The sequence below is a fragment of the Stenotrophomonas sp. YJH_SMC_69 genome (assembly GCF_059370495.1).
The window spans coordinates 400,383-426,469 of sequence record NZ_JCAFTS010000004.1 but is presented as its reverse complement, the minus strand read 5'-3'; the positions used below and the strand labels follow the sequence as shown (position 1 = coordinate 426,469).

The window sequence follows — 26,087 nt, the reverse complement described above, 5'->3', positions numbered from 1 at the left end:
CATCATGAATGGAACCTCGATGGACCTCAATGCAGTGCGCATGCTGGTGCAGGTGGCCGAAGCCCGCAGTTTCACCGTCGCCGCCGGGCAGCTGGGCCTGAGCCAGTCCGGCCTGTCGCGCGCGATCGGCCGGCTGGAGGCCACGCTGGGGGTGAAGCTGCTGCAGCGGAACACCCGCAACGTGGCGCTGACCCCGGATGGCCGCCAGTTCGTCGATCAGGTGGCACCGCTGCTGTGTGGCCTGGAGGATGCCGAACGCCAGTTGGCCGACCGTCCCTGCACGCCCGCGGGCACCCTGAAGATCAGCGCGCCCTCGATGTTCGGGCGCAAGGTGCTGGTACCGCTGCTGGCGCCGTTGCTGCAACAGCACCCGCAACTGCAGGTGGAGGCCGTGCTCAGTGACCGTCTGGTCGATCTGGTCGAGGAAGGTTTCGATGCCGCTTTGCGCACCGGCGTCATCGCCGACCAGCGCATCGTCGCGCGCCCGCTGCGTCCGCTGCGCTGGGTGACGGTGGCCAGCCCCGCGTATCTGGCCCGCTGTGGCGCACCGGACGATGTGGCCGCGCTGCGGGATCACGCGTGCCTGGCGGTGCGCAACCTGCGCAGTGGCCGGCTGGTGGACTGGCAGTTCCTGCAGGAGGGCCAACTGCGCGACTTCACCCCACCGACGCGGATGGTGTTCGACAGTGGCGATCCGCTGGTGGAAGCGGCCATCGCCGGCATCGGCATCGTGCAGGTGATGGATTTCGCAGTGGCCGACGCGCTGGCTGACGGCCGCCTGCAACGCGTGCTGCAGCCGCTTGAAGGCCGCAGCCGCGCGCTGTCGCTGATCTACCCACCGTCGCGCCAGCACTCGCCAAAGCTGCAGGTGCTGGCCGACGCGTTGCTGGCCGGGGATTGGTAAATCCACGCCGTGCGTGGATGAAGGTTTCGGCGCGTCAGAACCCTTGGGTACCGGTAGCGCCGGCCGCTGGCCGGCGAGCCACATCGGGCGGCGGCGAAACGACCCGGCAAGGCGTTGCCGGCCAGCGGCCGGCACTACCGATCAGGCGAAGCTATCGGTGGCGCGCACCAGCGCGTCCACGTTCTCGGCCTCGAACGCCGAATGGCCCGAGGCCGGGGTGATTTCCAGCTTCGCCTTCGGCCACACCTTGGTCAGGTCCCAGGCGTTGGCCAGCGGGCAGACCACGTCGTAGCGGCCGTGCACGATCACGCCCGGGATGTCGGCGATGCGGTGCGCGTCGCGCAGCAGCTGGTCTTCCACCTCGAAGAAGCCACCGTTGACGAAGTAGTGGTTCTCGATGCGGGCGAAGGCCAGGGCGAAGTGCGGGTCTTCGTGGCTGTTGATGAAGTCGTCATCGACGTGCAGGAAACTGGTCGCGCCTTCCCACACCGCCCAGGCCTTGGCCGCTTCCAGGCGGGTGGTTTCGTCGTCGCTGGTCAGGCGGCGGTGGAAGGCCGAGATCAGGTCATGCCGCTCCACCGACGGGATCGGCTTCAGGTAATGCTCCCACGCATCCGGGAACAGGCGGTTGGCGCCTTCCTGGTAGAACCATTCCAGCTCCCAGCGGCGCAGCATGAAGATGCCGCGCAGGACCAGTTCGGTCACGCGCTGCGGATGGGTCTCGGCATAAGCCAGGGCCAGGGTCGAGCCCCAGCTGCCACCGAACACCTGCCAGCGATCGACCTTCAGGTGCTCGCGCAGCTTCTCGATATCGGCGACCAGGTCCCAGGTGGTGTTGTCCACCAGGTCCGCGTGCGGGGTGGATCGACCCGCACCACGCTGGTCGAACAGGATGATGCGGTACTTGGACGGGTCGTGGAACTGGCGCATCTTGTCGCTGCAACCACCGCCCGGGCCACCGTGCAGCATCACCACCGGCTTGCCGTCCGGGTTGCCGCACTGTTCGAAATACAGCGTGTGGCGGTCGTCGACCTTCAGGGTGCCGACGTCGTAGGGGGTGATGGCGGGGTACAGCGTACGCATGCTTGCAGCTCCAGGGTGATGCCCTGCCGGGGCAGGAGAACCCCCATTCTAGGCCGGTCGCCGGCCCAGGGTGATGCGGTCGCGCTGCTCCAGGTCCTGCACGGTCTGCACCTCGGCAAAACCGGCGGCGTCGAACAGCGCGCGGATCGCCGCGCCCTGGTCCCATCCGTGCTCGATCAGCAACCAGCCACCGGGCAGCAGATGCGCCTGGCCGCCGTCGATGATGCGGCGGATGTCATCCAGGCCGTCCACACCGGACGCCAGCGCGGAGGCCGGTTCGAAGCGCAGGTCGCCCTGTCGCAGGTGCGGGTCGTCGCTGGCGATGTACGGCGGATTGCTCGCAATCAGGTCGAAGCGCATGCCCTGCAACGGCGCGTACCAATCGTGCCCGCCCTCGGCGAAGCGGACGTTGCGCAGTTCATGGCGCGCAGCATTGCGCGCGGCCACGGCCAGCGCACCCGGGCTGGCATCGGTGGCCAGCACCTGTGCCTGTGGCCGCTCGCTGGCCAGCGCCAAGGCGATCGCGCCGCTGCCGGTGCCCAGGTCAGCCAGCCGCAGCGCACGGTCCTGCGGCAGGCGTTCCAGCGCCAGCTCGACCAGCAGTTCGGTCTCCGGGCGCGGGATCAGCGTGGCCGGATCGACCTCCAGATCCAGCGTCCAGAATCCGCGGCGGCCGGTCAGGTAGGCGACCGGCTCGCCGGCCACGCGGCGGGCCAACAGCGTCTCGAAGGCGGCCTGGTCGGCGGCGGCCAGCGGATCGGTGGCATGCGCGAACAGCCAACTGCGTGGGCGTTCCAGCACATGCAGCAGCAGCAGCTCCGCCTCATGGCGAGCTTCGACGCTGCCGAGGCGGACACTGGCCTCGGCCACGATCTGGCGCAGGGTGGGTTCGGTTTGGAAAGACATTCCGCAATTGTAGAGCCGAGCCCGCGCTCGGCTGCTTCTGGAGCAGCCGAGCGCGGGCTCGGCTCTACAAAATCGGAATCCGTTCAGGTTACGCCGGACGGGATAAGGAGGGGCTATCGGCCCCAGGCAGCGGTCCGGCGAGATTTTCCTTGTCACACAGTCAGTTGCAGGATGAAAGCGGCCGGGTTCAGTGCCTGCTCAGTGCATTTTGATAGACTCCATCTATCAAATAGATGCAATCAATGCATTGTTCTTATCGCCAGCGAATGGGTAACCTAGCTCCTGTCGATTCACCCACTCCCCTTCACCAAGAGGAAAAATGATGTCCCTCATCAACACCCAGATCCAGCCGTTCGAAGCCAACGCTTACCACAACGGCGAGTTCATCAAGGTTTCCGACGCCAGCCTGAAGGGCCAGTGGTCCGTCCTGATCTTCATGCCGGCCGCCTTCACCTTCAACTGCCCGACCGAGATCGAGGACGCAGCTGACCACTACGCCGAGTTCAAGAAGGCCGGCGCCGAGGTCTACATCGTCACCACCGATACCCACTTCTCGCACAAGGTGTGGCACGAGACCTCGCCGGCCGTCGGCAAGGCCCAGTTCCCGCTGGTCGGCGACCCGACCCACCAGCTGACCAACGCTTTCGGCGTGCACATTCCGGAAGAAGGCCTGGCCCTGCGCGGCACCTTCATCATCAACCCGGAAGGCGTGATCAAGACCCTGGAGATCCACTCCAACGAGATCGCCCGTGACGTGTCCGAGACCCTGCGCAAGCTGAAGGCTGCCCAGTTCACCGCCGCCAACCCGAACCAGGTGTGCCCGGCCAAGTGGAAGGAAGGCGAGAAGACCCTGACCCCGTCGCTGGACCTGGTCGGCAAGATCTAAGGCAGTACCGGCCTGCCGTGGCCCCACGCCGCGGCGCGCCCTTCATCCCCGTGCCGGTCCCCCCGCCGGCGTGGGGGTGAACCCAAGATAGCCAACGCTCGCCCGCCTTGGCCAGCCAGCCCCTTCCACGGTCGCTGTCTTGGGTTCACCCCTACCCCCAGCTGGTCCGCTACCTTGTACAGCGGTGCCACGCCCTCTGTTTGCCTGAAGCCAGGAGAAGACCGATGTTGGACGCCAACCTGCAGTCGCAGCTGAAGACCTATCTGGAGCGCGTGACCCGCCCGATCCAGATCACCGCGCACGCCGACGACGGCGCCAAGTCGCAGGAAATGCTGGAACTGCTGCAGACCCTGGACAGCCTGTCGGACAAGATCTCGCTGCAGGTGCTGCGCGATGGCCAGGGCCGCGTGCCGTCCTTCGACCTGGGCACCCCGGGCCAGGACATCCACCTGACCTTCGCCGGCCTGCCGATGGGCCACGAGTTCACCTCGCTGGTGCTGGCGCTGCTGCAGGTCGGCGGGCACCCGTCCAAGGCCACCGCCGAGCTGATCGAGCAGGTGCAGAACCTGGAAGGCGACTACCGGTTCGAGACCTACTTCTCGCTGTCCTGCCAGAACTGCCCGGACGTGGTGCAGGCGCTGAACCTGGCCGCGGTGCTCAACCCGCGCATCCAGCACGTGGCCATCGATGGCGCCCTGTTCCAGGACGAAGTCGAGAAGCGCGAGATCATGTCGGTGCCGACCGTGTACCTCAACGGTGAAATCTTCGACCAGGGCCGCATGACCCTCGAGCAGATCGTGGCCAAGCTGGACACCAACGCCGGCAAGCGCGATGCCGAGAAGATCGCCGCCAAGGACGCCTTCGACGTGCTGGTGGTGGGCGGTGGCCCGGCCGGCGCTGCAGCGGCGATCTACGCCGCACGCAAGGGCATCCGTACCGGCATCGCCGCCGAGCGTTTCGGTGGCCAGGTGCTGGACACCATGGCGATCGAGAACTTCATTTCGGTGAAGGAGACCGAGGGCCCCAAGCTGGCCACGGCGCTGGAGCAGCACGTGCGCGAGTACGAGGTGGACATCATGAACCTGCAGCGCGCCAGTGCGCTGGTGCCGGCCGGCGAAGACGGCCTGGTGCAGGTGCAGCTGGAAAACGGCGCGGTACTGAAGTCGCGTTCGGTGATCCTGTCCACCGGCGCGCGCTGGCGGCAGATGAACGTGCCGGGCGAAGACCAGTACCGCAACAAGGGCGTGGCGTACTGCCCGCACTGCGATGGCCCGCTGTTCAAGGGCAAGCGCGTGGCGGTGATCGGCGGCGGCAACTCCGGCGTGGAAGCGGCCATCGACCTGGCCGGCATCGTGTCGCATGTAACCCTGCTGGAGTTCGATTCCAGCCTGCGCGCCGATGAAGTGCTGCAGAAGAAGCTGCGCAGCCTGGGCAACGTGACCGTGCTGACCAGCGCGCAGACCACCGAAGTGCTGGGCGACGGCAGCCGCGTCACCGGCCTGGTCTACAAGGACCGCGTCGGCGGCGATGCCCACCGCGTCGAGCTGGAAGGCATCTTCGTGCAGATCGGCCTGCTGCCCAACACCGAGTGGCTGAAGGATGTGGTGGCGCTGTCGCCGCGCGGCGAGATCGTCATCGACGACCGCGGCCAGACCAACCTGCCGGGCGTGTTCGCCGCTGGCGATTGCACGACGGTGCCCTACAAGCAGATCATCATCGCCATGGGCGCCGGCTCGACCGCCGCACTGAGTGCGTTCGACCACCTGATCCGCTCGTCGGTGAGCAACAGCAGCGGTGCCGTTGCTGAAGCAGCCTGATCCACCGTTCCCAGATCACCGGGAACATTGTCTGCCTGTCGGGTAACCACGCCGTCAGCCGGTCCGTTACCCCTGGGGTGTAAGGATGAACCTACGTGATCTGAAGTACCTGGTAGCCCTGGCCGACCACAAGCATTTCGGCCGGGCTGCCGCCTCCTGCTTCGTCAGCCAGCCCACGCTGTCGACGCAGATCCGCAAGCTGGAAGAAGAGCTGGGCCTGCCGCTGGTGGAACGCGCACCGCGCAAGGTGATGCTGACCCCGGCCGGCCAGGAAGCGGCGGCGCGGGCGCGGGTGATCGTGTCTGAGGTGGAACAGCTGAAGGAGGCGGCGCGACGCAGCCGCGATCCGGAAGCCGGCACGGTGCGCCTGGGCATCTTCCCGACCCTCGGCCCGTACCTGCTGCCGCATGTGATCCCGCGCATCCGCGAGCGCTTCCCGGAGCTGGAACTGCTGCTGGTCGAGGAAAAGAGCGACGTGCTGCTGGACCGCCTGCGCGAAGGCAAGCTCGACGCCGCACTGCTGGCCCTGCCGGTGATCGACGACCAGCTGCATGCCGAATTCCTGTTCGAGGAACCGTTCCTGCTGGCCGTGTCCGGGCGCCACCCGCTGGCCCGCCGCGAACACCTGGACGTGCAGGAACTGGCCACGCAGAAGCTGCTGCTGCTGGAAGACGGGCATTGCCTGCGCGACCAGGCGCTGGAAGTCTGCCGCCTGTTCGGCGCCAACGAGAAGTCCGAATTCCGCGCCACCAGCCTGGAAACGCTGCGGCAGATGGTCGCCGCCGACGTCGGCATCACCCTGCTGCCGAGCCTGTCGGTGCAGCCGCCGGTGCCGCGCTCGAACAACATCCGCCTGCTCGATTTCACCGGCGAAGGCCGTCCCAGCCGCCGCATCGCCATGATCTGGCGCCGCAGCTCGGCCATGAACGACTTCCTGATGGAGCTGGCCGACCAGTTCAAGCGCCTGCCGCAGGCACTGTTCACGCTGGAGGCGCTCGATGCCGGCAGCGATGCACCGGCCCTGCCCGGCCCCGCGCTGAACGGCTGAGCCCCCGCAGCACCGGCCCGGAATCGGCAGGAGTCGATTCCGGCCGCATTTGTCCCCACAATACAGACAGGCGGCGCCAGCAGGTGCCGCCTTTTGCATGGCTTTCAACCAAGGAGCTTCACCATGAACACCGCCAGCGGCCTGCCGCCGTCGATCACCGTTTCTACCTTCGACATGGACCGCCTGGACGCCATGCTCGAATCCCCTGCGCTGAGCCAGACGCCTGCCGCGCTCGCGCTTGCTGAAGAACTCAACCGGGCCACCGTGCTGGCGCCGGACCAGATTCCCGAAGGCATCGTCATGATGCATTCGCGCGTGGAGTGCGAAGATGAAGTGTCCGGCGAAAAGCACGTCCTGACCCTGGTCTTCCCCCGCGAAGCCAATGTCGATGAAGGCAAGGTCTCCGTGCTGGCCCCGGTCGGCAGTGCCCTGCTCGGCCTGGCCATCGGCCAGAGCATCGACTGGAACGCGCCCGGCGGCCGCAAGCTGCGCCTGCGCGTGACTGCGGTCCACAACGACCGCCCCTGATTACCGCTGCGCACCGCGCGCGATTCGATCCCCCTGCACCAGGAGCCGTAATGAGTACCCCGTCCAAACTGTCCCAGCTGCGCGAACTGTCCGTGGTCGTTGCCGATACCGGTGACTACGAGGCGATCAAGCGCCTGCAGCCGGTGGACTGCACCACCAACCCGACCCTGGTGAAGAAGGCGCTGGACCTGCCGGTCTACGCCGAACTGATCGAACGCGAACTCGCCTGGGGCCGCCAGCAGGCCGGCGACCGCGAAGCCGTGGTGCACGCCGTGGCCGACCGCCTGACCATCGGCGTCGGCGCGCTGTTGAGCACGCTGGTGCCGGGCCGCGTGTCCACCGAAGTGGACGCCGACCAGGCCCACGACACCGCCGCCACCGTGGCCAAGGCCCGCCAGTTCATCCAGATGTACGCCGATGCCGGCGTGCCGCGCGAGAAGATCCTGATCAAGATCGCCGCGACCTGGGAAGGCGTGGAAGCCGCGCGCATCCTGCAGGCCGAAGGCATCGACTGCAACCTGACCCTGATCTTCAACCCGACCCAGGCGCTGGCCTGCAGCGAGGCCGGCGCGTTCCTGATCTCCCCGTTCGTCGGCCGCATCCTGGACTGGTACGTGGCCAACGGCCAGACCCCGGCCAGCATCGACGAAGACCCGGGCGTGAAGTTCGTGCGCGGCGTCTATGCCGAATTCAAGCGCCGCGGTTCGAAGACGGTGGTGATGGGCGCCTCGTTCCGTTCGACCGCACAGATCGAAGCGCTGGCCGGCTGCGACCGCCTGACCATTTCGCCGGACCTGCTGGAGAAGCTGGACGCCGACCACGGCGCGCTGCCGCGCAAGCTGGTGGCTGGTGCCGCTGATGGCGCGGCGGTGCCCCCGATCGATGCGGCGACGTTCGCGGCGGATCTGGCTGCTGATCCGATGGCGACCGAGAAGCTGGCGACCGGTATCGATGCGTTTGCCAAGGATCTGGAAGCACTGCGCGAGCGGATCCGCGCGGCACTGTGAGGATTCCGGCCAACGGCTGAGCCCCTCGTGGCAGGTCGGTTGGTCGCAAAGAGCAAAAAGCCGCGCTGGGTCGGGCGGGTTGGGTTCGCGGGAGACGCCGTGAATCCATCCCTGGAGGCTTGGCCGCCGCATCCATGCGGCGGACACTCCCGCGAACCCAACCCGCCCGCCCTCTGACAGTTTCCGGTGGCCACCCGCCACGGAAGAAAGAAGAGCAAACGCGGGTCGCGCGCTTCGCTTGCTTGGAGCGGAGCATGGCTCGGCTCTACAAGGGCAATGCAGAACCAAACAAAAAGGACGCGGCGAAGGCCGCGTCCTTTTTCTTTTCCATCAGTTCGTCACCAACCAATGCTCTTGCCCACCGTCACCCGGAAACTGTCGAAGGTGGGACGGGGGCGGCTGGCAGGACCGTTGGCGCCATGGATGGCGCCATCGAGCCCCCAGGGATGGGTTTACGGCGTGTCCTGCCAGCCGCCCCCGTCCCGCCAAACCGTCAGCAACCCAGAGCCGCTTTGGCTTTGGCTTTGGCTTTGGCTTTGGCTTTGGCTTTGGCTTCTGCCCGCCGCAGGCGGACCACCGCGCGTCAGCGCGGCGCCTCCACATCCAACCCGATCGGGCAGCTCACGCCGGTGCCGCCGATGCCGCAGTAGCCGTTCGGATTCTTCGCCAGGTACTGCTGGTGATAGTCCTCGGCGTAGTAGTACGCCGGTGCCGGGTACACGATCTCGGTGGTGATCGGGCCGTAGCCGGCCGCATCCAGCTGGGCCTGGTAGGCCTCGCGGCTGGCCAGCGCGGCAGCGTACTGTGCCTCGTCGGTGGCGTGGATCGCCGAGCGGTACTGGGTGCCGGTGTCGTTGCCCTGGCGCATGCCCTGGGTCGGGTCGTGGCTTTCCCAGAACAGCTGCAGCAGCCGTTCCAGGCTCACCACCGCCGGGTCGAACACCACCTGCACCACTTCGGTGTGCCCGGTCAGGCCCGAGCACACTTCTTCATAGGTCGGGTTCGGGGTGATGCCGCCGGCGTAGCCGACCGAGGTGCTGTACACGCCCGGCTCGGTCCAGAACTTGCGCTCGGCGCCCCAGAAACAGCCCAGCGCGAAGCGGATCTGCTGCAGGCCGGCGAAACGGTCCTTCAGCGGATGGCTGTTCACGAAGTGCTGGTTGCTGTGCAGCGGCAGCGGTTGCTCGCGCCCTGGCAGTGCTTCTCCCGGGCGCGGCAGGCGCTGCTTGAAGGCCCCGATGCCGAGGATGCCCTGGCCAATTCCCAACATGATGCGCTCCTACGCCGGCAGTCCGGCCATATCGTCTGCATCGGAAATGGGGTCGGCGGCGGCCTGGCCCAAGTCCAGCGCCGCGATGATGGCCTCCGCCTGCGGCCGCGCCGCGTCGGGGATGCCGACCCGCAACACACCGAACAACGGCAGCTCGCCCATGCCACCCAGCAGCTGCTCGCCGAACACGAAGGCGGGGATGCCGGCGTTTTCCAGCGCGTGCTTGACCAGATGGGCGTCGAACAGGTTGTCGGCCTTGTACACGATGTGCATGCGGCGGCTCCTCGGGGCAGGGCTCCAGCATACGCCCGGGGGCTGAATGGTGCCGGGGGCGGGATCGGAGAGTTGCCGGCCAGCGGCCGGCACTACCAGAGGGCGGGGCCGGCATCCCCACACCCCACCGGGCAGCCCTGCCCCGTACGCGCTAGACTGTTGGTCTTTCTGCCTTTCTTTTCGCCGACTCATGTCCGAGCACACCCCCGCCAGCCCCGAGACCCCCGCCGACAGCCACGAGAAGCGCGATTTCATCCGCCAGATCGTGCGCGAGGACCTGGCCAGCGGAAAGCACCAGGCGATCAAGACCCGCTTCCCGCCGGAGCCGAACGGCTACCTGCACATCGGTCACGCCAAGTCGATCTGCCTGAACTTCGGCATCGCCGGTGAATTCAGCGGCGTCTGCAACCTGCGCTTCGATGACACCAACCCGGCCAAGGAAGATCCGGAATACGTGGCCGCGATCCAGGACGACGTGCGCTGGCTGGGCTTCGAGTGGAACGAGCTGCGCCACGCCTCGGACTATTTCCAGGCCTATTACCTGGCCGCCGAGAAGCTGATCGAACAGGGCAAGGCCTACGTCTGCGACCTGTCGGCCGAGGAAGTGCGCGCCTACCGCGGCACCCTGACCGAGCCGGGCCGCCCGTCGCCATGGCGCGACCGCAGCGTCGAGGAAAACCTCGACCTGTTCCGCCGCATGCGCGCCGGTGAATTCCCGGATGGTGCGCGCACCCTGCGCGCCAGGATCGACATGGCCAGCGGCAACATCAACCTGCGCGATCCGGCGCTGTACCGCATCAAGCACGTCGAGCACCAGAACACCGGCAATGCGTGGCCGATCTACCCGATGTACGACTTCGCCCACGCGCTGGGTGATTCGATCGAAGGCATCACCCACTCGTTGTGCACGCTGGAATTCGAAGACCACCGCCCGCTGTACGACTGGTGCGTGGACAACGTCGATTTCGCCCATGACGATGCGCTGACCCAGCCGCTGGTCGATGCCGGCCTGCCGCGCGAAGCGGCCAAGCCGCGCCAGATCGAGTTCTCGCGCCTGAACATCAACTACACGGTGATGAGCAAGCGCAAGCTGATGGCGCTGGTCACCGAACAGCTGGTGGACGGCTGGGAAGACCCGCGCATGCCGACCCTGCAGGGCCTGCGTCGCCGTGGTTACACCCCGGCCGCGATGCGCCTGTTCGCCGAGCGCGTGGGCATCAGCAAGCAGAATTCGCTGATCGACTTCAGCGTGCTGGAAGGCGCGCTGCGCGAGGACCTGGACAGTGCCGCACCGCGCCGCATGGCAGTGGTCGATCCGGTCAAGCTGGTGCTGACCAACCTGCCGGAAGGCCACGAAGAGCAGCTGACCTTCAGCAACCACCCGAAGGACGAAAGCTTCGGCAGCCGCGAAGTACCGTTCGCACGCGAAGTGTGGATCGACCGCGAGGACTTCGCCGAAGTGCCGCCGAAGGGCTGGAAGCGCCTGGTCCCGGGGGGCGAAGTGCGCCTGCGCGGCGCCGGCATCATCCGCTGCGACGAAGTGATCAAGGATGCCGACGGCACCATCACCGAGCTGCGCGGCTGGCTGGATCCGGAATCGCGTCCGGGCATGGAAGGCGCCAACCGCAAGGTCAAGGGCACCATCCACTGGGTCAGCGCCGTGCACGGCGTACCGGCCGAGATCCGCCTGTACGACCGCCTGTTCTCGGTGCCGAACCCGGACGACGAATCGGAAGGCAAGACCTACCGCGATTACCTCAACCCGGAATCGCGCCGCACTGTCACCGGCTATGTCGAGCCGGCCGCGGCCAGCGCCGCGCCGGAGCAGTCGTTCCAGTTCGAGCGTACCGGCTACTTCGTGGCCGACCGCCGCGACCATACCGCAGCCACGCCGGTATTCAACCGCAGCGTGACCCTGCGCGATACCTGGTCGGCCTGAGGACCTGCGCGGGCGCCTGGATGGCGCCCGCAGGACCGCGACGATGATCACCGCCCTTTCCGTCCTGCTCTGGTTCATCTCGCAGCATCCGCTGCTGACGTTCTTTGCAGCAATGGTGCTGGCTGGGCTGGTCTCGTGGTGGCGGCGCTTTCCGGGCTACGCCATCGTGGTGTTCCCGCTGGCGATGCTCAACATGTTCCTCGGCCACTTCCTCAACGCCACCTTCCTCAACGTGGTGGGCGAGCGTGGTGAAGCGGTGATCGTCAAGGCCGAGCGAACCAGCTCCACGCTCAACGAACAGTACATCTGGCGCTACGAAGCGGTGCTGCGCACGGCCGAGGGGCGCGACGTGGACGTGGTGTTCCACACCAACACGGCTTCGCTGTGGCCGCTGGAAAACGCCATCCGTATCCCGGCGCGCGACCAGCCGTTCGTGGTCAAGTACACGCCCGGCTTCCCGCGCAACATCGTCATCCTCACCAACGAGTCACCGCACGGCATCGCCCAGGCCCGGGCCAGCGCGCGCGAGCGGGTGGAAGTGGCGGCGCGCAAGCTGCACTTCAGCCCGGGCAATGCCGAGTTCCGCGCCGACTATCGCCGCGAACTGGAAAGCTGGCTGCGCGACCACGGCAACGACCCGCAGCAGCAGCCTGACGCGCAGCGATATCGCGCCGAGCTCGACGCACTCGACCGCTAGCCCCAGGCCCTGCCTGGATGTTCCGCCCCATCCATCCACAGGCCTGACATGACCACGAGCGCCACCGCCCTCCTCCCGCTGCTGCAGCAGGCCCTGCAGGACACCGGCACCGCCAGCCGCATCGACGGCAACGCGCTGCTGCTCGACAGCGGCCTACGCCTGACCCCGCATGCAATGGCCGCGCAAGCGCGCGACAACGGCGGCTGGCAGACCTCCACCGTCATTGAAAGCCAGCATCCGCAGTTGTTCGCCGATGGCCTGTTCGAGTACCAGCACGCAAATGGTGCCGATGAGCAGGCATCGCTGTTGTCCGGCTTCCAGGCCTGGGCCCGGGTGGACCTGGTGACCCTGCAGACCGCGATCGGCGCCCAAGACGCACAGGGCCTGCCGATGATGGGCCTGACCTATCCGGTCGGCGACGAGGGTGAGGAACATCAGCGCACCGTGGTGCTGGGGCCGTTGGCGCACTACCGTGCACAGGACGTGGATGCCTCCACCTGCAGCGAAGACGATCATGGCTCCTGCCCCTGCTGCCTGTTCACCCGCAGCATGGAGGCCTTCGACGAGCTGCTGAAAGCCCGCCATTTCCTCGCCATCCGCCTGTTCGCCTCGCGCGATGCCGACGGCCTGTGCGAGGCCGATTGCCGGGTCAACGGCCACGACTTCGCCGCCGCCCTGCCCCTGCTGCGCGCCTATGCTGCCAGTTGGCCGCAGGCCGGGCTGGAATTCCGCAAGCAGTACGTGGTGATCCGCACCGGCTCGCCGGGCTGAGCCCGGCCCACGCGCGGTACAGGCCGGTGCGGCTACACTGCGCGCCGGTTTCCCCAAGCAACCGCACTTTTTCCCATCCCACACGAGGCACCCCCGCGATGCTGTACGCGCAAGTCCACCTGACCCTTCCCGCCTGGATCCACGACCAGATCGACCTGGATCGTCGATATCCGGGCGATGAGGCCAAGGTCGCGCTGGCGATCGAGCTGTCGCGGCTGAACGTCGAGCACGCCAGTGGCGGTCCGTTCGGTGCGGTGGTGTTCGGACCGGACGACAAGGTCATCGCCGCCGGCGTGAACCGGGTGATGCCGCACGCGACCTCGCTGGCGCACGCCGAGAACATGGCCTACATGCTGGCCCAGCAGCGCCTGCAGACCCCGCGCCTGAACGCGGTGCTGTCGCCGGTCACCCTGGCCACCAGCTCGCAGCCGTGCTGCCAGTGCTACGGCGCCACCGTGTGGGCCGGCATCGACCGCCTGCTGATCGGTGCCAACTCGGCCGACGTCGAGGAACTGACCCCGTTCGATGAAGGCCCGCTGCCGGCCGACTGGGTGGGTGAACTCAACAAGCGCGGCATCGAAGTGGTGCAAGGCCTGAACCGCGACGCCGCGCGCAGCGTGCTGCGTGCCTATGGGGAAAGCGATGGCGCCCGTTACTGAAACCGGCATCGGCCTGCTGTGCCTGTGCCGGCAGGGCTTCGAGCCCGAGCTGGCCGGCGAGCTGCAGTTCCGCGCCGGTGAAGCCGGTTTCGCCGGCTATGCGCGCACCCAGCGCAATGACGGCTACGTGCTTTTCATGTGCGACGAAGCCGCCGCGCTGGCGCCGCGCCTGCGCTGGCGCGAGCTGATCTTCGCGCGGCAGAAGCTGGTGGTGCTGGCCGAACTGCCGCAGCTGGACCCGGCGGACCGGATCACCCCGATGCTGGAAGTGCTGGCCGATGCGCCGCGCTTCGGCGACCTGTGGGTGGAACACCCCGATTCGGACGCCGGCAAGCCACTGTCCGGTCTGGCCCGTGCCTTCGGCAATGCACTGCGCCCGGCGCTGCGCAAGGCCGGCAAGCTCACTGATAAGCCGAACAACCGCCTGCCGCGCCTGCATGTGGTGTTCGTCGATGGCACCCATGCCTTCGTCTGCGTGGCCGACCCGGCCGACAGCGCACCGTGGGCGCTGGGCATCCCGCGCCTGAAGCTGCTGCCCGAGGCGCCTTCGCGTTCGGCGCTGAAGCTGGACGAGGCGCTGCTGACCCTGCTGACGCCGGAAGAACGCGAGGCGCTGGCCAAGCCCGGCATGCGTGCGGCCGACCTCGGCGCCGCACCCGGCGGCTGGACCTGGGTGCTGACCCGCCAGCACATGCACGTGCTGAGCATCGACAACGGCCCGCTGCGCCAGCACGTGCTGGACACCGGACTGGTCGAGCACCTGCGCGCCGATGGCTTCCACTGGCACCCGGAACAGCCGCTGGACTGGATGGTCTGCGACATGGTCGAGCAGCCGCGCCGCGTGGCCGAACGCATGGCCACCTGGTTCCGCGAGGGCTGGTGCCGGCATGCGATCTTCAATCTGAAACTGCCGATGAAGAAGCGCTGGGACGAAACCCGGCTGTGCCTGGACCTGTTCCAGGACCAGGCCGGCAAGCCGCTGGTGGTCCGCGCCAAGCAGCTCTATCACGACCGTGAAGAGATCACCGTGCTGGCTTCGCCGCTGCGCTGATCCGTCATCGGCGGCACAGGTTGCCGGGAGTACGCTCCCGGTACCCTCTGGCAAGGAGCCTGTCATGAACCTTCCACGTGCTGCCCTGCTGTTGACCATCCTGCTGGCCTCGGTACCGGCCATCGCCCAGCACGGCCCGTCCACGCCGGCGCAGAGCCAGCCGCTGGGCCCCACCGGCGGCGCGATCCGCCAGCAACCGCTGGATGCGGGCCGGGTCAGCGGCAGCGTCGAGATTCCGCAGCCGGCCGGCGAGGCGCAGGTGACCGTGCGTTCGCTGGAACCGAGCAGCGTGGTCGGCCAGTACCGCGTCCATTTCGCCGCGCTGGATGTGAACGGCGACGGTTTCATCAGCCGCGAGGAAGCACAGGCCAATCCGGCGCTGGCCGACGAATTCAATTCGCTGGACCGCAGGCACCGCGGCAAGCTGGACCGCACCGACCTGGCCGGCTGGCTGGTGGATTGAAAAAGGGGACGGAGGGGATTAAGTCGTATGTGCACAAACGACTTAATCCCCTCCGTCCCCTTTTTGCTTCAGACGCCGGCGGCGCGCTTCCAGAACGCCTGTACCAGCGGCGGCCATTTGCCGACACAGCCCAGCGCGCGGCCACGGGCCAGGGTCAAGTGCATCTCGTCGTTGGAGAACAGGCGGTTGATCGCATCGAAGCTGTAGGCGGCGATCTGGTTGTCGCTGCGCCGTTCGCGTGCCCAGCGCTGCAGGCGCTGCGGCGACAGCCGCGGCTGGCCACGGCGCTCGGCCGACGGCGCCAGCCACTGCTGCAGGGCGGCGACATCGCGCAGGCCCAGGTTCACGCCCTGCCCGGCCAGCGGATGCACCACATGCGCGGCATCACCCAATGCCAGTACTCGGCCGGCCACGTAGTGACGGGCCAGTTGGCGACGCAGCGGGAAGGCCGCTCGCGGTGACGCCAGTCGCAGCTCACCCAGCCGTGCCGCGAAGGCGCGGGTCAGTTCCCGGTTGAAGGCGTCCTCGTCCAAGGCCAGCACACGTGCCGCCTCGTCCTCGGGCAGGGTCCAGACGATCGAGCTGCGGCGCTCGGCCACCGGCAGCAGCGCCAGCGGCCCGCCCGGCAGGAAACGCTGCCAGGCGGTGGCCTGGTTGGGAAGATCGCTGTCCACGTAGGCCACCACGCCACGCTGGTGGTAGTCGTGCCGCTCGACCTCGATCCCGGCCAGCTGGCGCAGGGTCGATTCGGCGCCGTCGGCGGCCACCGCCAACGCCGCTTCCAGGCGACGCCCGTCATCCAGGCGCAGGCGCACGCCCTCCTCGTCCTGCTCCAGCGCGTCCACCCGTGCCGGGCAGTGCAGCTGCACACCCGCCGCCGGCAACGCCGCCCACAGGCGATCCTGCAGCAGGCCGTTCTCGACGATGTAGCCCAGTTCACGACGGCCGAAGCGATCGGCATCGAACAGCAGATCTTCGCCACCGGCCGCATCCCACACCTGCATGCGCCGATAGGGCCAGGCACGGGCCTGCGCGATCGCCGGCCACACACCGAGGCGGTTCAGCAGCTGAACGTTGTCAGCAGCGAAGGCGAACACGCGCAGGTCAGGCTGTGCGGCCTGCCACGGCGCGGGCTCACGACCTTCCACCAGCGCAACCGACAGGCCGGCATCGGCCAGCGCCAGCGCGCACGCGGCACCGACCACGCCACCACCGACGATGGCCACATCAAGGCGCATGCGCCGGCTCATGCGGCTTCTCCGCGGCACAGGCGCGGCACTTCGCCGCGGAAGCCCATCGCGCCACCGACCAGCATCGACTGCACCGAGGCGCGTTGCGCGGCCACCAGGCCGAGGCTGCGCAGCGGCCGCATCAGCGGTGCAGGATTGCTGGTCAGCCGTGCCAGGCCACCCGAGAACGCCACCGTCTGCCGTCGGTCTTCCTGGCGGCGCGCAACATAGGCCTGCAGCAGCACATCGCTGCCGGCATCCTCGTGCGCATCCTCCAGCAGTTCGGCCAGGGTCAGCGCATCGCGCAGGCCCAGGTTGAAGCCCTGCGCACCCAGCGGATGGATGGTCTGCGCGGCATTGCCCAGCAGCACCGTGCGTTCACCGGCCAATGCGCGCGCCAGCACCTGGATGAGCGGGTAAGCGCTGCGCGGGCCGGATTCGAGCAGCCGACCGGCACGCCAGCCGATCGCATCCTGCAGGCGCTGCAGCCAGGCCGCATCGTCCAGCGCCATCACCGCATCGGCCTGGTCCCGCGCCACGCCGTGCACGGTGCCGAAGTGGCGGTCGCCGCGCGGCAGCAGGGCGGTCGGGCCGGTATCGGTGAAGCGCTCCCAGGCCGTGCCATCCGGCGCGCGCTGGCTGCGCACGCGGGCCACGAACAGGGTCTGCTGGAAATCATGCCGGTCGACCTCGATGCCCAGCGCGCCACGCACACCGCTGGTCGTGCCATCGGCACCGACCACCAGCCGTGCCAGCAGTACGCGCTCGCCGGTCTCGTCGGCCACCCGCACCTGGCGGTAGCCGTCGACCACCTCGCCCAGGCCCAGGAACCGCATCGGCCGGTAGCGCCGCAGCTGCGGCAGCTCCTGCAGGCGCGCTTCCAGCGCCTGGCCGAAGTCACGCGCGACAACCACCTGGCCGAACCACGGCCGGTCGTAGTCGGAAGCCTCCAGCTGCACGCGGCCGAAATCGCCGGCGCGGCTGACATGGATGCGGCGGATCGGGCCCGGCGCCATCGCCAGCTTCTGCATGACCCCCAACGCGGTCAGCGCGTTGACGGTCGCCGCGGCGAAACTGAGGTTGCGCTGGTCGAACACCGCCGGCAGCTCGCCGGCCGGGCTGGCTTCGAGCAGGCCCACATCGCGGCCCAACCGGTCCAGGGCAATGGCCAGGCTGGCACCGACCAGGCCGCCACCGACGATCAGCACGTCATGTCGTTCACTCATGGTGTTCATGATACGCGCTCGCCCCGCCCGAACACCCAACAGCCCCCGACCTGCGCCAACCGGCGCGGCGGGCTAGAATGAAACCTGAATCCGCTCCGGGCCCGCTGCCATGTCCGCCACCGCCAACCGTGCCTTCGTCCTGTCCGTACTCGTGCTGTTGCTGGCGGCGACCCGGGTCAACCACTTCGCGGCGATCCCGGATGCCTCCTGGGCGGTGTTCTTCATCGGCGGCTTCTACCTGGCTGGCTGGACCCGCTGGGCGTTCCCGCTGCTGATGGTGTTCGCGGTGCTGGTGGACTGGATCGTGATCCGCAGCAGCGGCCTGGATTTCTGGCAGCACTACTGCGTGTCGCCGGGCTACTGGCTGCTGCTGCCGGCGTATTTCTCGCTGTGGGCCGGCGGCATGCTGCTGGGCCGCAACTACCAGGGGGCACGCTGGCCGGTACTGGCCAAGGGCGCGCTGCTGCTGGTGGCCTCGGTGGCGGTCTGTCACCTGCTCGCGCAGGGCGGCTTCTACTGGACCAGCCGCAACGTGGCCGAACCGACGCTGGCCGGCTGGGCACAGAACTACGCACAGTGGTTCGGGCCGTACCTGCGCACCACCGCCATCTACGTGGCGCTGGCCGCCGCCCTGCAGCTGGCCGTGGAGCAGGTACTGAAGCTCCAGCAGGCCCGCCGCGACATCCGGCACTGAGCCGCGCCATGGGTCATCGCCTCTCGCGCATCTATACCCGCACCGGCGACGACGGCAGTACCGGCCTTGGCGACGGCCAGCGCGTGGCCAAGGATGATGCCCGCGTGGCGTCCTACGGCACTGTCGACGAAGCCAATGCCGCACTCGGCCTGCTGCTGGCCACGGCGCTGCCCGACGACGTGCGCGCGCTGGTGGTGCATCTGCAACACCAGCTGTTCGACCTGGGCGCCGAACTGTGCATCCCCGGCCACGCCGCGATCCACGCCGCCGATGTGTCGGCACTGGAACAGCAGCTGGATCACTACAACGCCAGCCTGCCGATGTTGAAGGAATTCATCCTGCCAGCCGGTGGCGAGGCCGCCGCACGCTGCCACCTGGCGCGCACCATCGTCCGCCGGGCCGAGCGCGAGACGGTCACCCTGGCCCGCCACGACGCCGTGCGCAGCGAGGCGCTGCAGTACCTCAACCGGCTGTCGGACCTGTTGTTCGTGCTGGCCCGGGTGCTGGCCCGTGCCGATGGCCATGGCGAAGCGCTGTGGCAGCCACAGCAGCGCCAGCGCTGAGTCGGCACGATGCTGGTCTTCACCCATCCGTCCTGCCTGCTGCATGACCCCGGCCCTGGCCATCCGGAGTGCCCGCAACGCCTGCAGCATGTGCTCGATGCCCTGCACGCCGCCTTCCCCGGCCAGCTGGACTGGCGCGAGGCGCCGCCGGCCAAGTTCGGCGAACTGACCCGGGTCCACGACAGCGCCCTGCTCGACTTCGTGCTGCAGCCGCAGACCGCGCCGCTGCGACAGCTGGACATGGACACCTGGACCTCGCCCGGCTCGGCCAGTGCCGCCGTGCATGCCGCCGGCGCCGGCGTGGCGGCGGTAGATGCGGTGATGCTGGGCGAGGACCCGCTGGCGTTCTGCGCGGTGCGGCCACCGGGCCACCACGCCACCAGCAGCACTGCGATGGGCTTCTGCCTGCTCAACAACATCGCCATCGCCGCCGCCTACGCCCGTGACCGTCATGGCCTGGAGCGGATCGCGGTGGTCGATTTCGATGTCCACCATGGCAACGGCACCCAGGACATCTTCCAGCACGACGCCCGGGTCTCGTACTACAGCACCCACCAGGCCGGGCTGTTCCCCAACTCCGGCCTGCGCCGCGACCGCGGTGCCGGCAACCTGATGAACATCCTGCTGCCCCCCGGCAGCGGCGGTTTCCGCTTCCGCAATGTGTGGGCCGACGAGATGCTGCCGGCCATCGACGACTTCCGGCCGCAGCTGCTGCTGATTTCGGCCGGCTTCGATGCCCACCTGCGCGATCCGCAGGCCGACCTGATGCTGGAAACCGACGATTTCGCCTGGATCACCCGCGAACTGCATGCGCTGGCGCGCCGCCATGCGGCCGGCCGGGTGGTCTCGATGCTGGAAGGCGGCTATGACCTGCTGGCCCTTGCCGAGTGCAGCGTGGCCCATGTCCGGGCCCTGCTGCCCCCCCCACCGGGCAGCGTCTCCGGATGAACCCGAACCGGCAGGATCCGACGCCCTTCATTGCCCCTATGCAAGGGATGGGGCAAGCTACCGTCCGTTTTCGCCCGAATCCGAACCGCGTGCGCCGAGCCCTCCGCCTGCTTCCCCTGCCTCTGAGCATCGCCATCTGCCTGCCGGCAATGGCCGATGAAAAGCCGCTCAACTGGGGCCTGTGCCCGGCTACCGACGTGATTCCCGCGTTCACCGATGCCCCTGTCCCGGTCCCGGTCCCGGGGCAGGACAAGGCCGCCGCCAGCGCCGCGCGCGAGCAGCAGCCGACCGACATCGAGGGTGACCAGCTGCTGGGCACCACAACCGTGCCGCAGTACGAAGGCAACGTGGCCCTGCGCCGTGGCGACCAGTTCGTCGGCACCGACAAGCTCAGCTTCGATACCGAGACCGGCAACTACATCGCCGACGGCAATGTCCGCTACCAGGACTCCTCGATCCGCATGGTCGCCAAGCGCGCCGAGGGCAACCAGGAAAGCGACACCCACAAGATCACCGACATCAAGTACCAGCTGGTGTCGCGCCGCGGCAACGGCGATGCCGAATCGGTCGACCTGCAGGGCGCGGTCGGCCAGATGCACCGCTCCACCTACACCACCTGCGACCCGTCGCAGCCGGTGTGGAAGCTGTCGGCGCCGCAGATCGAAGTGGACAACGACGAAGGCTTCGGTACCGCCCGCAACGCCGTGCTTCGCATCGGCAAGGTGCCGGTGCTGTGGGCGCCGTACTTCAAGTTCCCGATCGACGACCGCCGCAAGACCGGCCTGCTGTTCCCGCAGCTGGGCATGTCCGGCCGCAACGGTTTCGATTACGCACAGCCGATCTACTTCAACCTGGCGCCGAACTACGACGACACGTTGACCCCGCGCTACATGAGCCGGCGCGGCCTGATGCTCGACAACGAATTCCGCTACCTCTACAACGGCGGCCGCGGCGAACTGCTGACCGCGTTCATGCCCAACGACAAACTGCGCGACCGCGACCGCGGCCGGGTGATGTTCGGCGGCTACCACAACCTCGACGGCCACTGGCAGGCCCGCGCCAACCTGGCCTGGGTCAGCGACGAACGCTATGTGGAAGACTTCGCCAACCGCCTGGTGGGGGTCACCGCGTCGAACCTGCAGAGCACCATCGGCCTGTACGGCACTGGCAGGAACTGGACGGCCGGCATCATGGCCGACCGCTGGCAGCTGACCGACTACACCCTCAACGAGGGTGCGCTGGCCTACAACCGCCAGCCGCGCCTGTATTTCAACTGGGACAAGCCGGTCCTGCCGTGGCTGGAAACCGGCATCTACGCCGAAGCCGTGCGTTTCACCCACGACGACATCAACTTCAAGTACGGCGCTGATGCGGGACCGGACCTGCAGTACACCCGCAACGGCAGCCGTCAGACCGACGGCATCGGTGTCAGCGGCGGCTCGCGGCTGGATGTCAAACCCTACGTGTCGTTCCCGATCAGCGGCGCGGCCTGGTATGTCACGCCGACCCTGGCCTACCGCTATACCGGTTACCAGCTGGACCGTGGCCTGGTTGATGGCGTGAACGGCATCCGCGGCCAGATCCTGCGTTCGCAGGGCATCGACCCGAACACCGCCACACCGGAACAGCTGCGCGGCAACACCTCGCCCAGCCGCAGCCTGCCGATCGGCAGCATCGACGCCGGCCTGTTCTTCGATCGCGAGACCCGCATCGGTGGCAAGTCCTTCCTGCAGACCCTGGAACCGCGCCTGTTCTACCTGCGCACGCCCTACCGCGATCAGGACGAGCTGCCGATCTTCGACACCCGCGACTTCACCTTCAGCTGGGGCCAGCTGTTCCGCGATTCTCGCTATACCGGCGCCGATCGCCAGAACGACGCCAACCAGCTGACCATGGCGCTGAGCACCCGCTTCATCGACCAGACCACCGGCAAGGAACGCTTCTCGGCCTCCATCGGCCAGATCCAGTACTTCGACGAATCGCGGGTGACCGTCACCCCGGGTGGCGCGCCGGTGGAGAAGGGCAAGTCGGCGTGGATCGCTGACGGCAACTACATGATCAACGACCGTTGGACCCTGGGTGCCACCTACCAGTGGGACCCCAAGTACAAGCGCGAGGATCTGGCCAGCGTCCGCGCCCGCTACCTGATGCCCAACGATGGCGTGATCAACCTCAGCTACCGTTACCGCATCAACTCCGGCGCCCCGGCCACCGCCAACAAGCATGACCGCACGCTGCTGGAACAGGCCGACCTGTCGTTCCTGTACCCGCTGAATGCGCGCTGGAGCCTGGTCGGCCGCTACTACTACTCGCTGCAGGACAAGGAACCGCTGGAGATCATCGCCGGCGTCCAGTGGGACAGCTGCTGCCTGGCCGTGCGTGCGGTCGCCCGCCGCTACGTCCGCAACCGCGAAGGCGAGATGAACAACGCCATCCAGCTGGAGTTCGTGCTCAAGGGCCTGAGCTCCCTGGGCCAGGACACGGACCGTACCCTGCGCCGTGCTATCCTCGGCTACAACCGCGACGACCTCTATCTCGTGCCGCCGAGCAACACCGGGGCGACCCGGGATGACTACGATCCGAACCTGATCCCATGACCAAGCGCTTCCCCGTTCTTCTCGCCTCGCTGCTGGCGGTGTCCAGCGTGTCCGCCCCCCTGCAGGTGCTTGCCCAGGAGGCGCAGCCGCTTGACCGCATCGCCGCCGTCGTCGATGAGGACGTGATCCTGCAGAGCGAGCTCCAGCGTGCGATCGCCAACATCAAGGCGCAGTACGCCGGCCGCGAAAACCAGCTGCCGCCGGAAGACGTGCTCAGCCGCCAGGTGCTCGAGCGCCTGGTGCTGGTCAAGCTGCAGGTGGCCCGCGCCCAGGGCAGCGGCATCCGGGTCAGCGACCAGGAGCTGAACCAGGCGATGAACTCCATCGCCCAGCAGAACGGTTCGAACCTGGACGCCCTGCGCCAGCGCCTGGCCCATGACGGCATCGACTTCAACGATTTCCGCGCCTCGGTGCGTGACGAGATCACCGTGCAGCGCCTGCGCCAGAGCTTCGCGCAGAGCCGCATCAGCGTCAGCGAGGGTGAAGTCGACGCCGCGCTGAAGCAGCAGGCCACGGTGGGCAACCAGTACCACCTGGCGCACATCCTGATCGCCCTGCCCGACGGTGCCAACGCCGACCAGATCGCCACCGGCCAGAAGAAGGCCGATGGTGTGAAGACCCTGCTGGACAAGGGCGAGCTGGACTTCAACGCTGCAGCCGTGCGCTATTCGGACAGCCCGAATGCACTGGAAGGCGGTGACCTGGGCTGGCGCAGCCTGGATGAAATCCCGCAGGCCTTTGCCCAGATGATGGAAAAGATGAAGCCCGGCGAAGTGGTCGGCCCGATCCGTGGCCCGAGTGGCTTCCAGCTGCTGAAGCTGGTGGAAGTGCGTGACGCCAGCTCCGCCGCCGCCGGTGAGCATACGGTCACCGAATTCCACGGCCGCCACATCCTGGTGCGCGTGGACGACCACCAGACCGACGCCGCCGCCAAGGCCAAGATCGACACCCTGCGTGCCCGCATCGCCGGTGGTGCCGAGTTCCAGACCGTTGCCAAGGAATCCTCCGAGGACAACAACAGCAAGGGCCAGGGCGGTGACCTGGGCTGGTTCCCGGCCGACGCGTTCGGTCCGGCCTTCGGCCAGCAGGTGGAAGGCCTCCAGGACGGTGGCGTCAGCCAGCCGTTCCGTACCGATGCCGGTTGGCACATCGTGCAGCGCGTGGCGACCCGCCAGACCGACGTGACCACCGACAACCAGCGTGCCCAGGTCCGCGAGACCATCGGCCGCCGCAAGCTGGAAGACGAGTACAACCGCTTCCTGCAGGAACTGCGTGGCGAAGCCTACGTCAGCTTCCGCAGCGGCGACCGCGCGGAAAACACCGCCACCCCGCCGCAGTCCTGAACGATGCGCCCCGAGCTCGCTCTGGTACCGGGCGAGCCCGCCGGGATCGGCCCGGAGCTATGTGTCCGCCTCGTCCAGCAGCCGCGTGAAGATTGCCGGCTGCTGGCCTTTGCCGACCCGGACACCCTGCACGCGGCCGCGGCCGCGCTGAACCTGCCCCTGCAGCTGCTGCCCGAGGACGCCGAAGCACGCGCCCCCGGCGATCTGCGCCTGCGCGCTGTCCGCAACGCTGCGCCCAGCCGCTTCGGCCAGGCCGATCCGGCCAATGCCGGCGCGGTCATCGGCGCCCTGCTCGGCGCCGGCCAGGCCTGCCTGTCCGGCGAACTGCACGGTGTTGTGACCGGCCCGGTGCACAAGGCGGTCATCAATGAAGGCGGCATCGCCTACAGCGGCACCACTGAACTGCTGGCCGACCAGGCCGGGGTGAAGGTGGTGATGATGCTGGCCAACCACATCGTGCGCGTGGCCCTGGCCACCACCCACCTGCCGCTGCGCGAGGTGGCCGATGCGATCACCGCGCCCGGCCTGGAGCACACGCTGCGCACGGTGCACGCCGCACTGCGCCGTGAGTTCGGCCTGCCTGCGCCGCGCATCGCCGTGCTCGGCCTGAACCCGCACGCCGGCGAAGATGGCCACCTGGGCCGCGAAGAACTGGATCTGGTCATCCCGCTGCTGCAGCGCCTGCGCGCGGAGGGCATGGACCTCGTCGGGCCGCTGCCGGCCGATACCGCCTTCCTGCCCGCCAAGCTGGCCGGCTTCGACACCGTGCTGGCGATGTACCACGACCAGGGCCTGCCGGTACTGAAATATTCCGGCTTCGAACAGGCGGTGAACCTGACCCTGGGCCTGCCCTATCCGCGCGTGGCGGTGGACCATGGCACCGCGCTGGAGCTGGCCGGCCGCGGCATCGCCGATCCCTCCAGCCTGCAGGCGGCAACGACGCTGTGTGCGCAGCTTGCGCGGCAACGTACACTGGGCGCATGAATTCCCCGCATTCCCCCTCCGGCCCGGTGTTCACCGCACCGGCCAAGAAGCAGCTTGGCCAGCATTTCCTGGCCGACCGCCACTACATCGACAAGATCGTGATGGCGGTCAACCCGAAAGACGGCGACCGCCTGGTCGAGATCGGCCCTGGCCAGGGCGCGATCACCCTGCCGCTGCTGCGCGTGCACCCCACGCTGACGGTGATCGAGTTCGACCGCGACCTGATCGCGCCGCTGACCGCCGCCGCCGAGCCGCTGGGCGAGCTGACCATCGTTCATCGCGACGTGCTGCGCGTGGACTTCACCGAACTGGCCGCCGGCCAGCCGATCCGCCTGGTCGGCAACCTGCCCTACAACATCTCCTCGCCGATCCTGTTCCATGCGCTGGAGCATGCCGCGGTCATCCGCGACATGCACTTCATGCTGCAGAAGGAAGTGGTCGACCGCATGGCGGCCGGCCCCGGCAGCAAGGTGTATGGCCGCCTCAGCGTGATGCTGCAGGCCTACTGCCAGGTGACCTCGCTGTTCGTGGTGCCGCCGGGCGCGTTCCGGCCGCCGCCGAAGGTCGATTCGGCCGTGGTGCGTCTGGTGCCGCGTGACCCGGCCGCGATCAACATCAACGACCACAAGCGCTTCGCCGAGGTGGTCAAGGCCGCCTTCGGGCAGCGCCGCAAGACCCTGCGCAATGCCCTGAACAACGTGGTGTCCGCCGAGCAGTTCATCGCCGCCGGCGTGCGTCCCGATGCCCGCGCCGAACAGCTGGACGTGGCCGAATTCATCGCTTTGGCCAATGCCTCCTGATTACACTGCCGGTATGGAAGACGCTGACGTTTATGCCATCTCCGTCGAAGTCGCGCCGCGCTTCCTCGACGATCAATCCGCGCCGGAAGACGGTCGCTTTGCGTTCGCCTACACGATCCGCATCCACAACCAGGGGCGGGTCGCGGCACGCCTGGTCGCGCGCCACTGGCGCATCACCGATGCCAATGGCCGTGTCGAGCATGTCGATGGCGACGGGGTGATCGGCGAGCAGCCGCGGCTGCGCCCCGGTGAAGACTTCCGTTACACGTCCGGTGTCATGCTGGGGACCGATCACGGGACCATGCAGGGGCACTACGACATGGTCGCCGACGATGGCACCGAATTTGCCGCGCCGGTCGCACCCTTCGTGCTGGCCGTGCCGCGTACCCTGCACTGACACG

25 protein-coding genes and 1 pseudogene are annotated in these 26,087 nt (G+C 68.0%); 20 read left to right on the top strand and 6 right to left on the bottom strand.

Annotation, left to right across the window (positions count from 1 at the left end; genetic code table 11):
* Nucleotides 1-19 precede the first annotated feature (19 nt).
* Nucleotides 20-904 carry a LysR family transcriptional regulator gene (locus AC5P8F_RS09800; RefSeq protein WP_014646007.1) on the top strand — a complete coding sequence of 295 codons (885 nt, stop codon included), beginning with the start codon at nucleotides 20-22 and terminating at the stop codon, nucleotides 902-904.
* A gap of 141 nt (nucleotides 905-1,045) precedes the next feature.
* Here the strand turns inward: AC5P8F_RS09800 and pip are convergent, their stop codons facing one another.
* Together pip and prmC are read right to left on the bottom strand one after the other, a co-directional pair.
* Nucleotides 1,046-1,987 (bottom strand): prolyl aminopeptidase, encoded by a 942-nt coding sequence (pip, locus tag AC5P8F_RS09795; protein ID WP_014646006.1) that lies wholly within the window; start codon nucleotides 1,985-1,987, stop codon nucleotides 1,046-1,048.
* A 48-nt stretch (nucleotides 1,988-2,035) separates the two neighbouring features.
* Nucleotides 2,036-2,893: a peptide chain release factor N(5)-glutamine methyltransferase gene (prmC, locus tag AC5P8F_RS09790; protein ID WP_046429016.1), complete on the bottom strand. Its 858-nt coding sequence runs from the start codon at nucleotides 2,891-2,893 to the stop codon at nucleotides 2,036-2,038.
* Between the two features lie 322 nt (nucleotides 2,894-3,215).
* Between prmC and ahpC the strand changes: the two genes are divergently transcribed.
* The 5 genes from ahpC to AC5P8F_RS09765 all read left to right on the top strand — a co-directional run bounded on the left by ahpC (nucleotide 3,216) and on the right by AC5P8F_RS09765 (nucleotide 8,179).
* A complete protein-coding gene (gene ahpC, locus AC5P8F_RS09785) occupies nucleotides 3,216-3,779 on the top strand; it encodes an alkyl hydroperoxide reductase subunit C (RefSeq protein WP_005408159.1) in 564 nt (187 codons plus the stop codon).
* Between the two features lie 224 nt (nucleotides 3,780-4,003).
* Nucleotides 4,004-5,596: an alkyl hydroperoxide reductase subunit F gene (ahpF, locus tag AC5P8F_RS09780; RefSeq protein ID WP_014646004.1), complete on the top strand. Its 1,593-nt coding sequence runs from the start codon at nucleotides 4,004-4,006 to the stop codon at nucleotides 5,594-5,596.
* Between the two features lie 85 nt (nucleotides 5,597-5,681).
* Nucleotides 5,682-6,644 (top strand): LysR substrate-binding domain-containing protein, encoded by a 963-nt coding sequence (locus tag AC5P8F_RS09775; RefSeq protein ID WP_014646003.1) that lies wholly within the window; start codon nucleotides 5,682-5,684, stop codon nucleotides 6,642-6,644.
* A 123-nt stretch (nucleotides 6,645-6,767) separates the two neighbouring features.
* On the top strand, nucleotides 6,768-7,172 hold the full coding sequence (gene rnk / locus AC5P8F_RS09770; protein ID WP_014036052.1) for a nucleoside diphosphate kinase regulator: 405 nt from the start codon (nucleotides 6,768-6,770) through the stop codon (nucleotides 7,170-7,172).
* Between the two features lie 50 nt (nucleotides 7,173-7,222).
* Nucleotides 7,223-8,179: a transaldolase gene (locus tag AC5P8F_RS09765; protein ID WP_049440146.1), complete on the top strand. Its 957-nt coding sequence runs from the start codon at nucleotides 7,223-7,225 to the stop codon at nucleotides 8,177-8,179.
* 583 nt (nucleotides 8,180-8,762) lie between these two features.
* On the opposite strand, the gene msrA is transcribed toward AC5P8F_RS09765, so the two are convergent.
* Nucleotides 8,763-9,428 carry a peptide-methionine (S)-S-oxide reductase MsrA gene (gene msrA / locus AC5P8F_RS09760; RefSeq protein ID WP_495228018.1) on the bottom strand — a complete coding sequence of 222 codons (666 nt, stop codon included), beginning with the start codon at nucleotides 9,426-9,428 and terminating at the stop codon, nucleotides 8,763-8,765.
* Nucleotides 9,429-9,458: 30 nt separating this feature from the next.
* Nucleotides 9,459-9,722 (bottom strand): putative signal transducing protein, encoded by a 264-nt coding sequence (locus tag AC5P8F_RS09755; RefSeq protein ID WP_014646000.1) that lies wholly within the window; start codon nucleotides 9,720-9,722, stop codon nucleotides 9,459-9,461.
* Nucleotides 9,723-9,912: 190 nt separating this feature from the next.
* Between AC5P8F_RS09755 and AC5P8F_RS09750 the strand changes: the two genes are divergently transcribed.
* The 6 genes from AC5P8F_RS09750 to AC5P8F_RS09725 all read left to right on the top strand — a co-directional run bounded on the left by AC5P8F_RS09750 (nucleotide 9,913) and on the right by AC5P8F_RS09725 (nucleotide 15,302).
* Entirely contained in the window at nucleotides 9,913-11,661 is a 1,749-nt protein-coding gene (locus AC5P8F_RS09750; RefSeq protein ID WP_049440148.1) for a glutamine--tRNA ligase/YqeY domain fusion protein, read from the top strand.
* Between the two features lie 43 nt (nucleotides 11,662-11,704).
* Nucleotides 11,705-12,358 (top strand): hypothetical protein, encoded by a 654-nt coding sequence (locus AC5P8F_RS09745; protein WP_495227998.1) that lies wholly within the window; start codon nucleotides 11,705-11,707, stop codon nucleotides 12,356-12,358.
* A 48-nt stretch (nucleotides 12,359-12,406) separates the two neighbouring features.
* Entirely contained in the window at nucleotides 12,407-13,129 is a 723-nt protein-coding gene (locus AC5P8F_RS09740; RefSeq protein WP_014645997.1) for a DUF6348 family protein, read from the top strand.
* A 98-nt stretch (nucleotides 13,130-13,227) separates the two neighbouring features.
* A complete protein-coding gene (locus AC5P8F_RS09735) occupies nucleotides 13,228-13,788 on the top strand; it encodes a nucleoside deaminase (protein ID WP_004154307.1) in 561 nt (186 codons plus the stop codon).
* Nucleotides 13,772-14,839, top strand: coding sequence for a 23S rRNA (cytidine(2498)-2'-O)-methyltransferase RlmM (rlmM, locus tag AC5P8F_RS09730; RefSeq protein WP_046428937.1), 1,068 nt, complete (start codon nucleotides 13,772-13,774; stop codon nucleotides 14,837-14,839). Before AC5P8F_RS09735 ends, rlmM begins: the two co-directional genes overlap by 17 nt.
* 64 nt (nucleotides 14,840-14,903) lie before the next feature.
* A complete protein-coding gene (locus AC5P8F_RS09725) occupies nucleotides 14,904-15,302 on the top strand; it encodes an EF-hand domain-containing protein (protein ID WP_014645995.1) in 399 nt (132 codons plus the stop codon).
* A gap of 68 nt (nucleotides 15,303-15,370) precedes the next feature.
* Here the strand turns inward: AC5P8F_RS09725 and AC5P8F_RS09720 are convergent, their stop codons facing one another.
* Complete coding sequence (locus tag AC5P8F_RS09720) at nucleotides 15,371-16,552, bottom strand: UbiH/UbiF family hydroxylase (protein ID WP_445392175.1); 1,182 nt, start codon at nucleotides 16,550-16,552, stop codon at nucleotides 15,371-15,373.
* Nucleotides 16,549-17,757, bottom strand: coding sequence for a 2-octaprenyl-6-methoxyphenyl hydroxylase (gene ubiH / locus AC5P8F_RS09715; RefSeq protein WP_014645993.1), 1,209 nt, complete (start codon nucleotides 17,755-17,757; stop codon nucleotides 16,549-16,551). Before ubiH ends, AC5P8F_RS09720 begins: the two co-directional genes overlap by 4 nt.
* A 109-nt stretch (nucleotides 17,758-17,866) precedes the next feature.
* Here ubiH and AC5P8F_RS09710 point away from each other — a divergent pair, with 109 nt between their 5' ends.
* The 8 genes and pseudogenes from AC5P8F_RS09710 (at nucleotide 17,867) to apaG (ending at nucleotide 26,083) form a co-directional block, all read left to right on the top strand.
* Nucleotides 17,867-18,451 carry a hypothetical protein gene (locus AC5P8F_RS09710; protein ID WP_014645992.1) on the top strand — a complete coding sequence of 195 codons (585 nt, stop codon included), beginning with the start codon at nucleotides 17,867-17,869 and terminating at the stop codon, nucleotides 18,449-18,451.
* Between the two features lie 8 nt (nucleotides 18,452-18,459).
* Complete coding sequence (locus AC5P8F_RS09705; protein WP_014645991.1) at nucleotides 18,460-19,014, top strand: cob(I)yrinic acid a,c-diamide adenosyltransferase; 555 nt, start codon at nucleotides 18,460-18,462, stop codon at nucleotides 19,012-19,014.
* 9 nt (nucleotides 19,015-19,023) lie between these two features.
* Nucleotides 19,024-19,962 (top strand): histone deacetylase family protein, encoded by a 939-nt coding sequence (locus AC5P8F_RS09700; RefSeq protein ID WP_046428929.1) that lies wholly within the window; start codon nucleotides 19,024-19,026, stop codon nucleotides 19,960-19,962.
* A gap of 89 nt (nucleotides 19,963-20,051) precedes the next feature.
* Nucleotides 20,052-22,559, top strand: a complete 2,508-nt coding sequence (gene lptD / locus AC5P8F_RS09695; protein ID WP_197621367.1) for an LPS-assembly protein LptD — start codon at nucleotides 20,052-20,054, stop codon at nucleotides 22,557-22,559.
* Nucleotides 22,556-23,887: pseudogene (locus AC5P8F_RS09690) on the top strand (peptidylprolyl isomerase); the annotation flags it as partial. The gene lptD and the pseudogene AC5P8F_RS09690, both read left to right, overlap by 4 nt.
* 18 nt (nucleotides 23,888-23,905) lie before the next feature.
* Nucleotides 23,906-24,886 (top strand): 4-hydroxythreonine-4-phosphate dehydrogenase PdxA, encoded by a 981-nt coding sequence (gene pdxA, locus AC5P8F_RS09685; RefSeq protein WP_046428925.1) that lies wholly within the window; start codon nucleotides 23,906-23,908, stop codon nucleotides 24,884-24,886.
* Nucleotides 24,883-25,686, top strand: a complete 804-nt coding sequence (gene rsmA, locus AC5P8F_RS09680) for a 16S rRNA (adenine(1518)-N(6)/adenine(1519)-N(6))-dimethyltransferase RsmA (RefSeq protein WP_014645986.1) — start codon at nucleotides 24,883-24,885, stop codon at nucleotides 25,684-25,686. The genes pdxA and rsmA overlap by 4 nt, the downstream gene beginning before the upstream one ends.
* Before the next feature lie 13 nt (nucleotides 25,687-25,699).
* On the top strand, nucleotides 25,700-26,083 hold the full coding sequence (gene apaG / locus AC5P8F_RS09675) for a Co2+/Mg2+ efflux facilitator ApaG/CorD (RefSeq protein ID WP_008268668.1): 384 nt from the start codon (nucleotides 25,700-25,702) through the stop codon (nucleotides 26,081-26,083).
* Nucleotides 26,084-26,087: the final 4 nt, after the last annotated feature.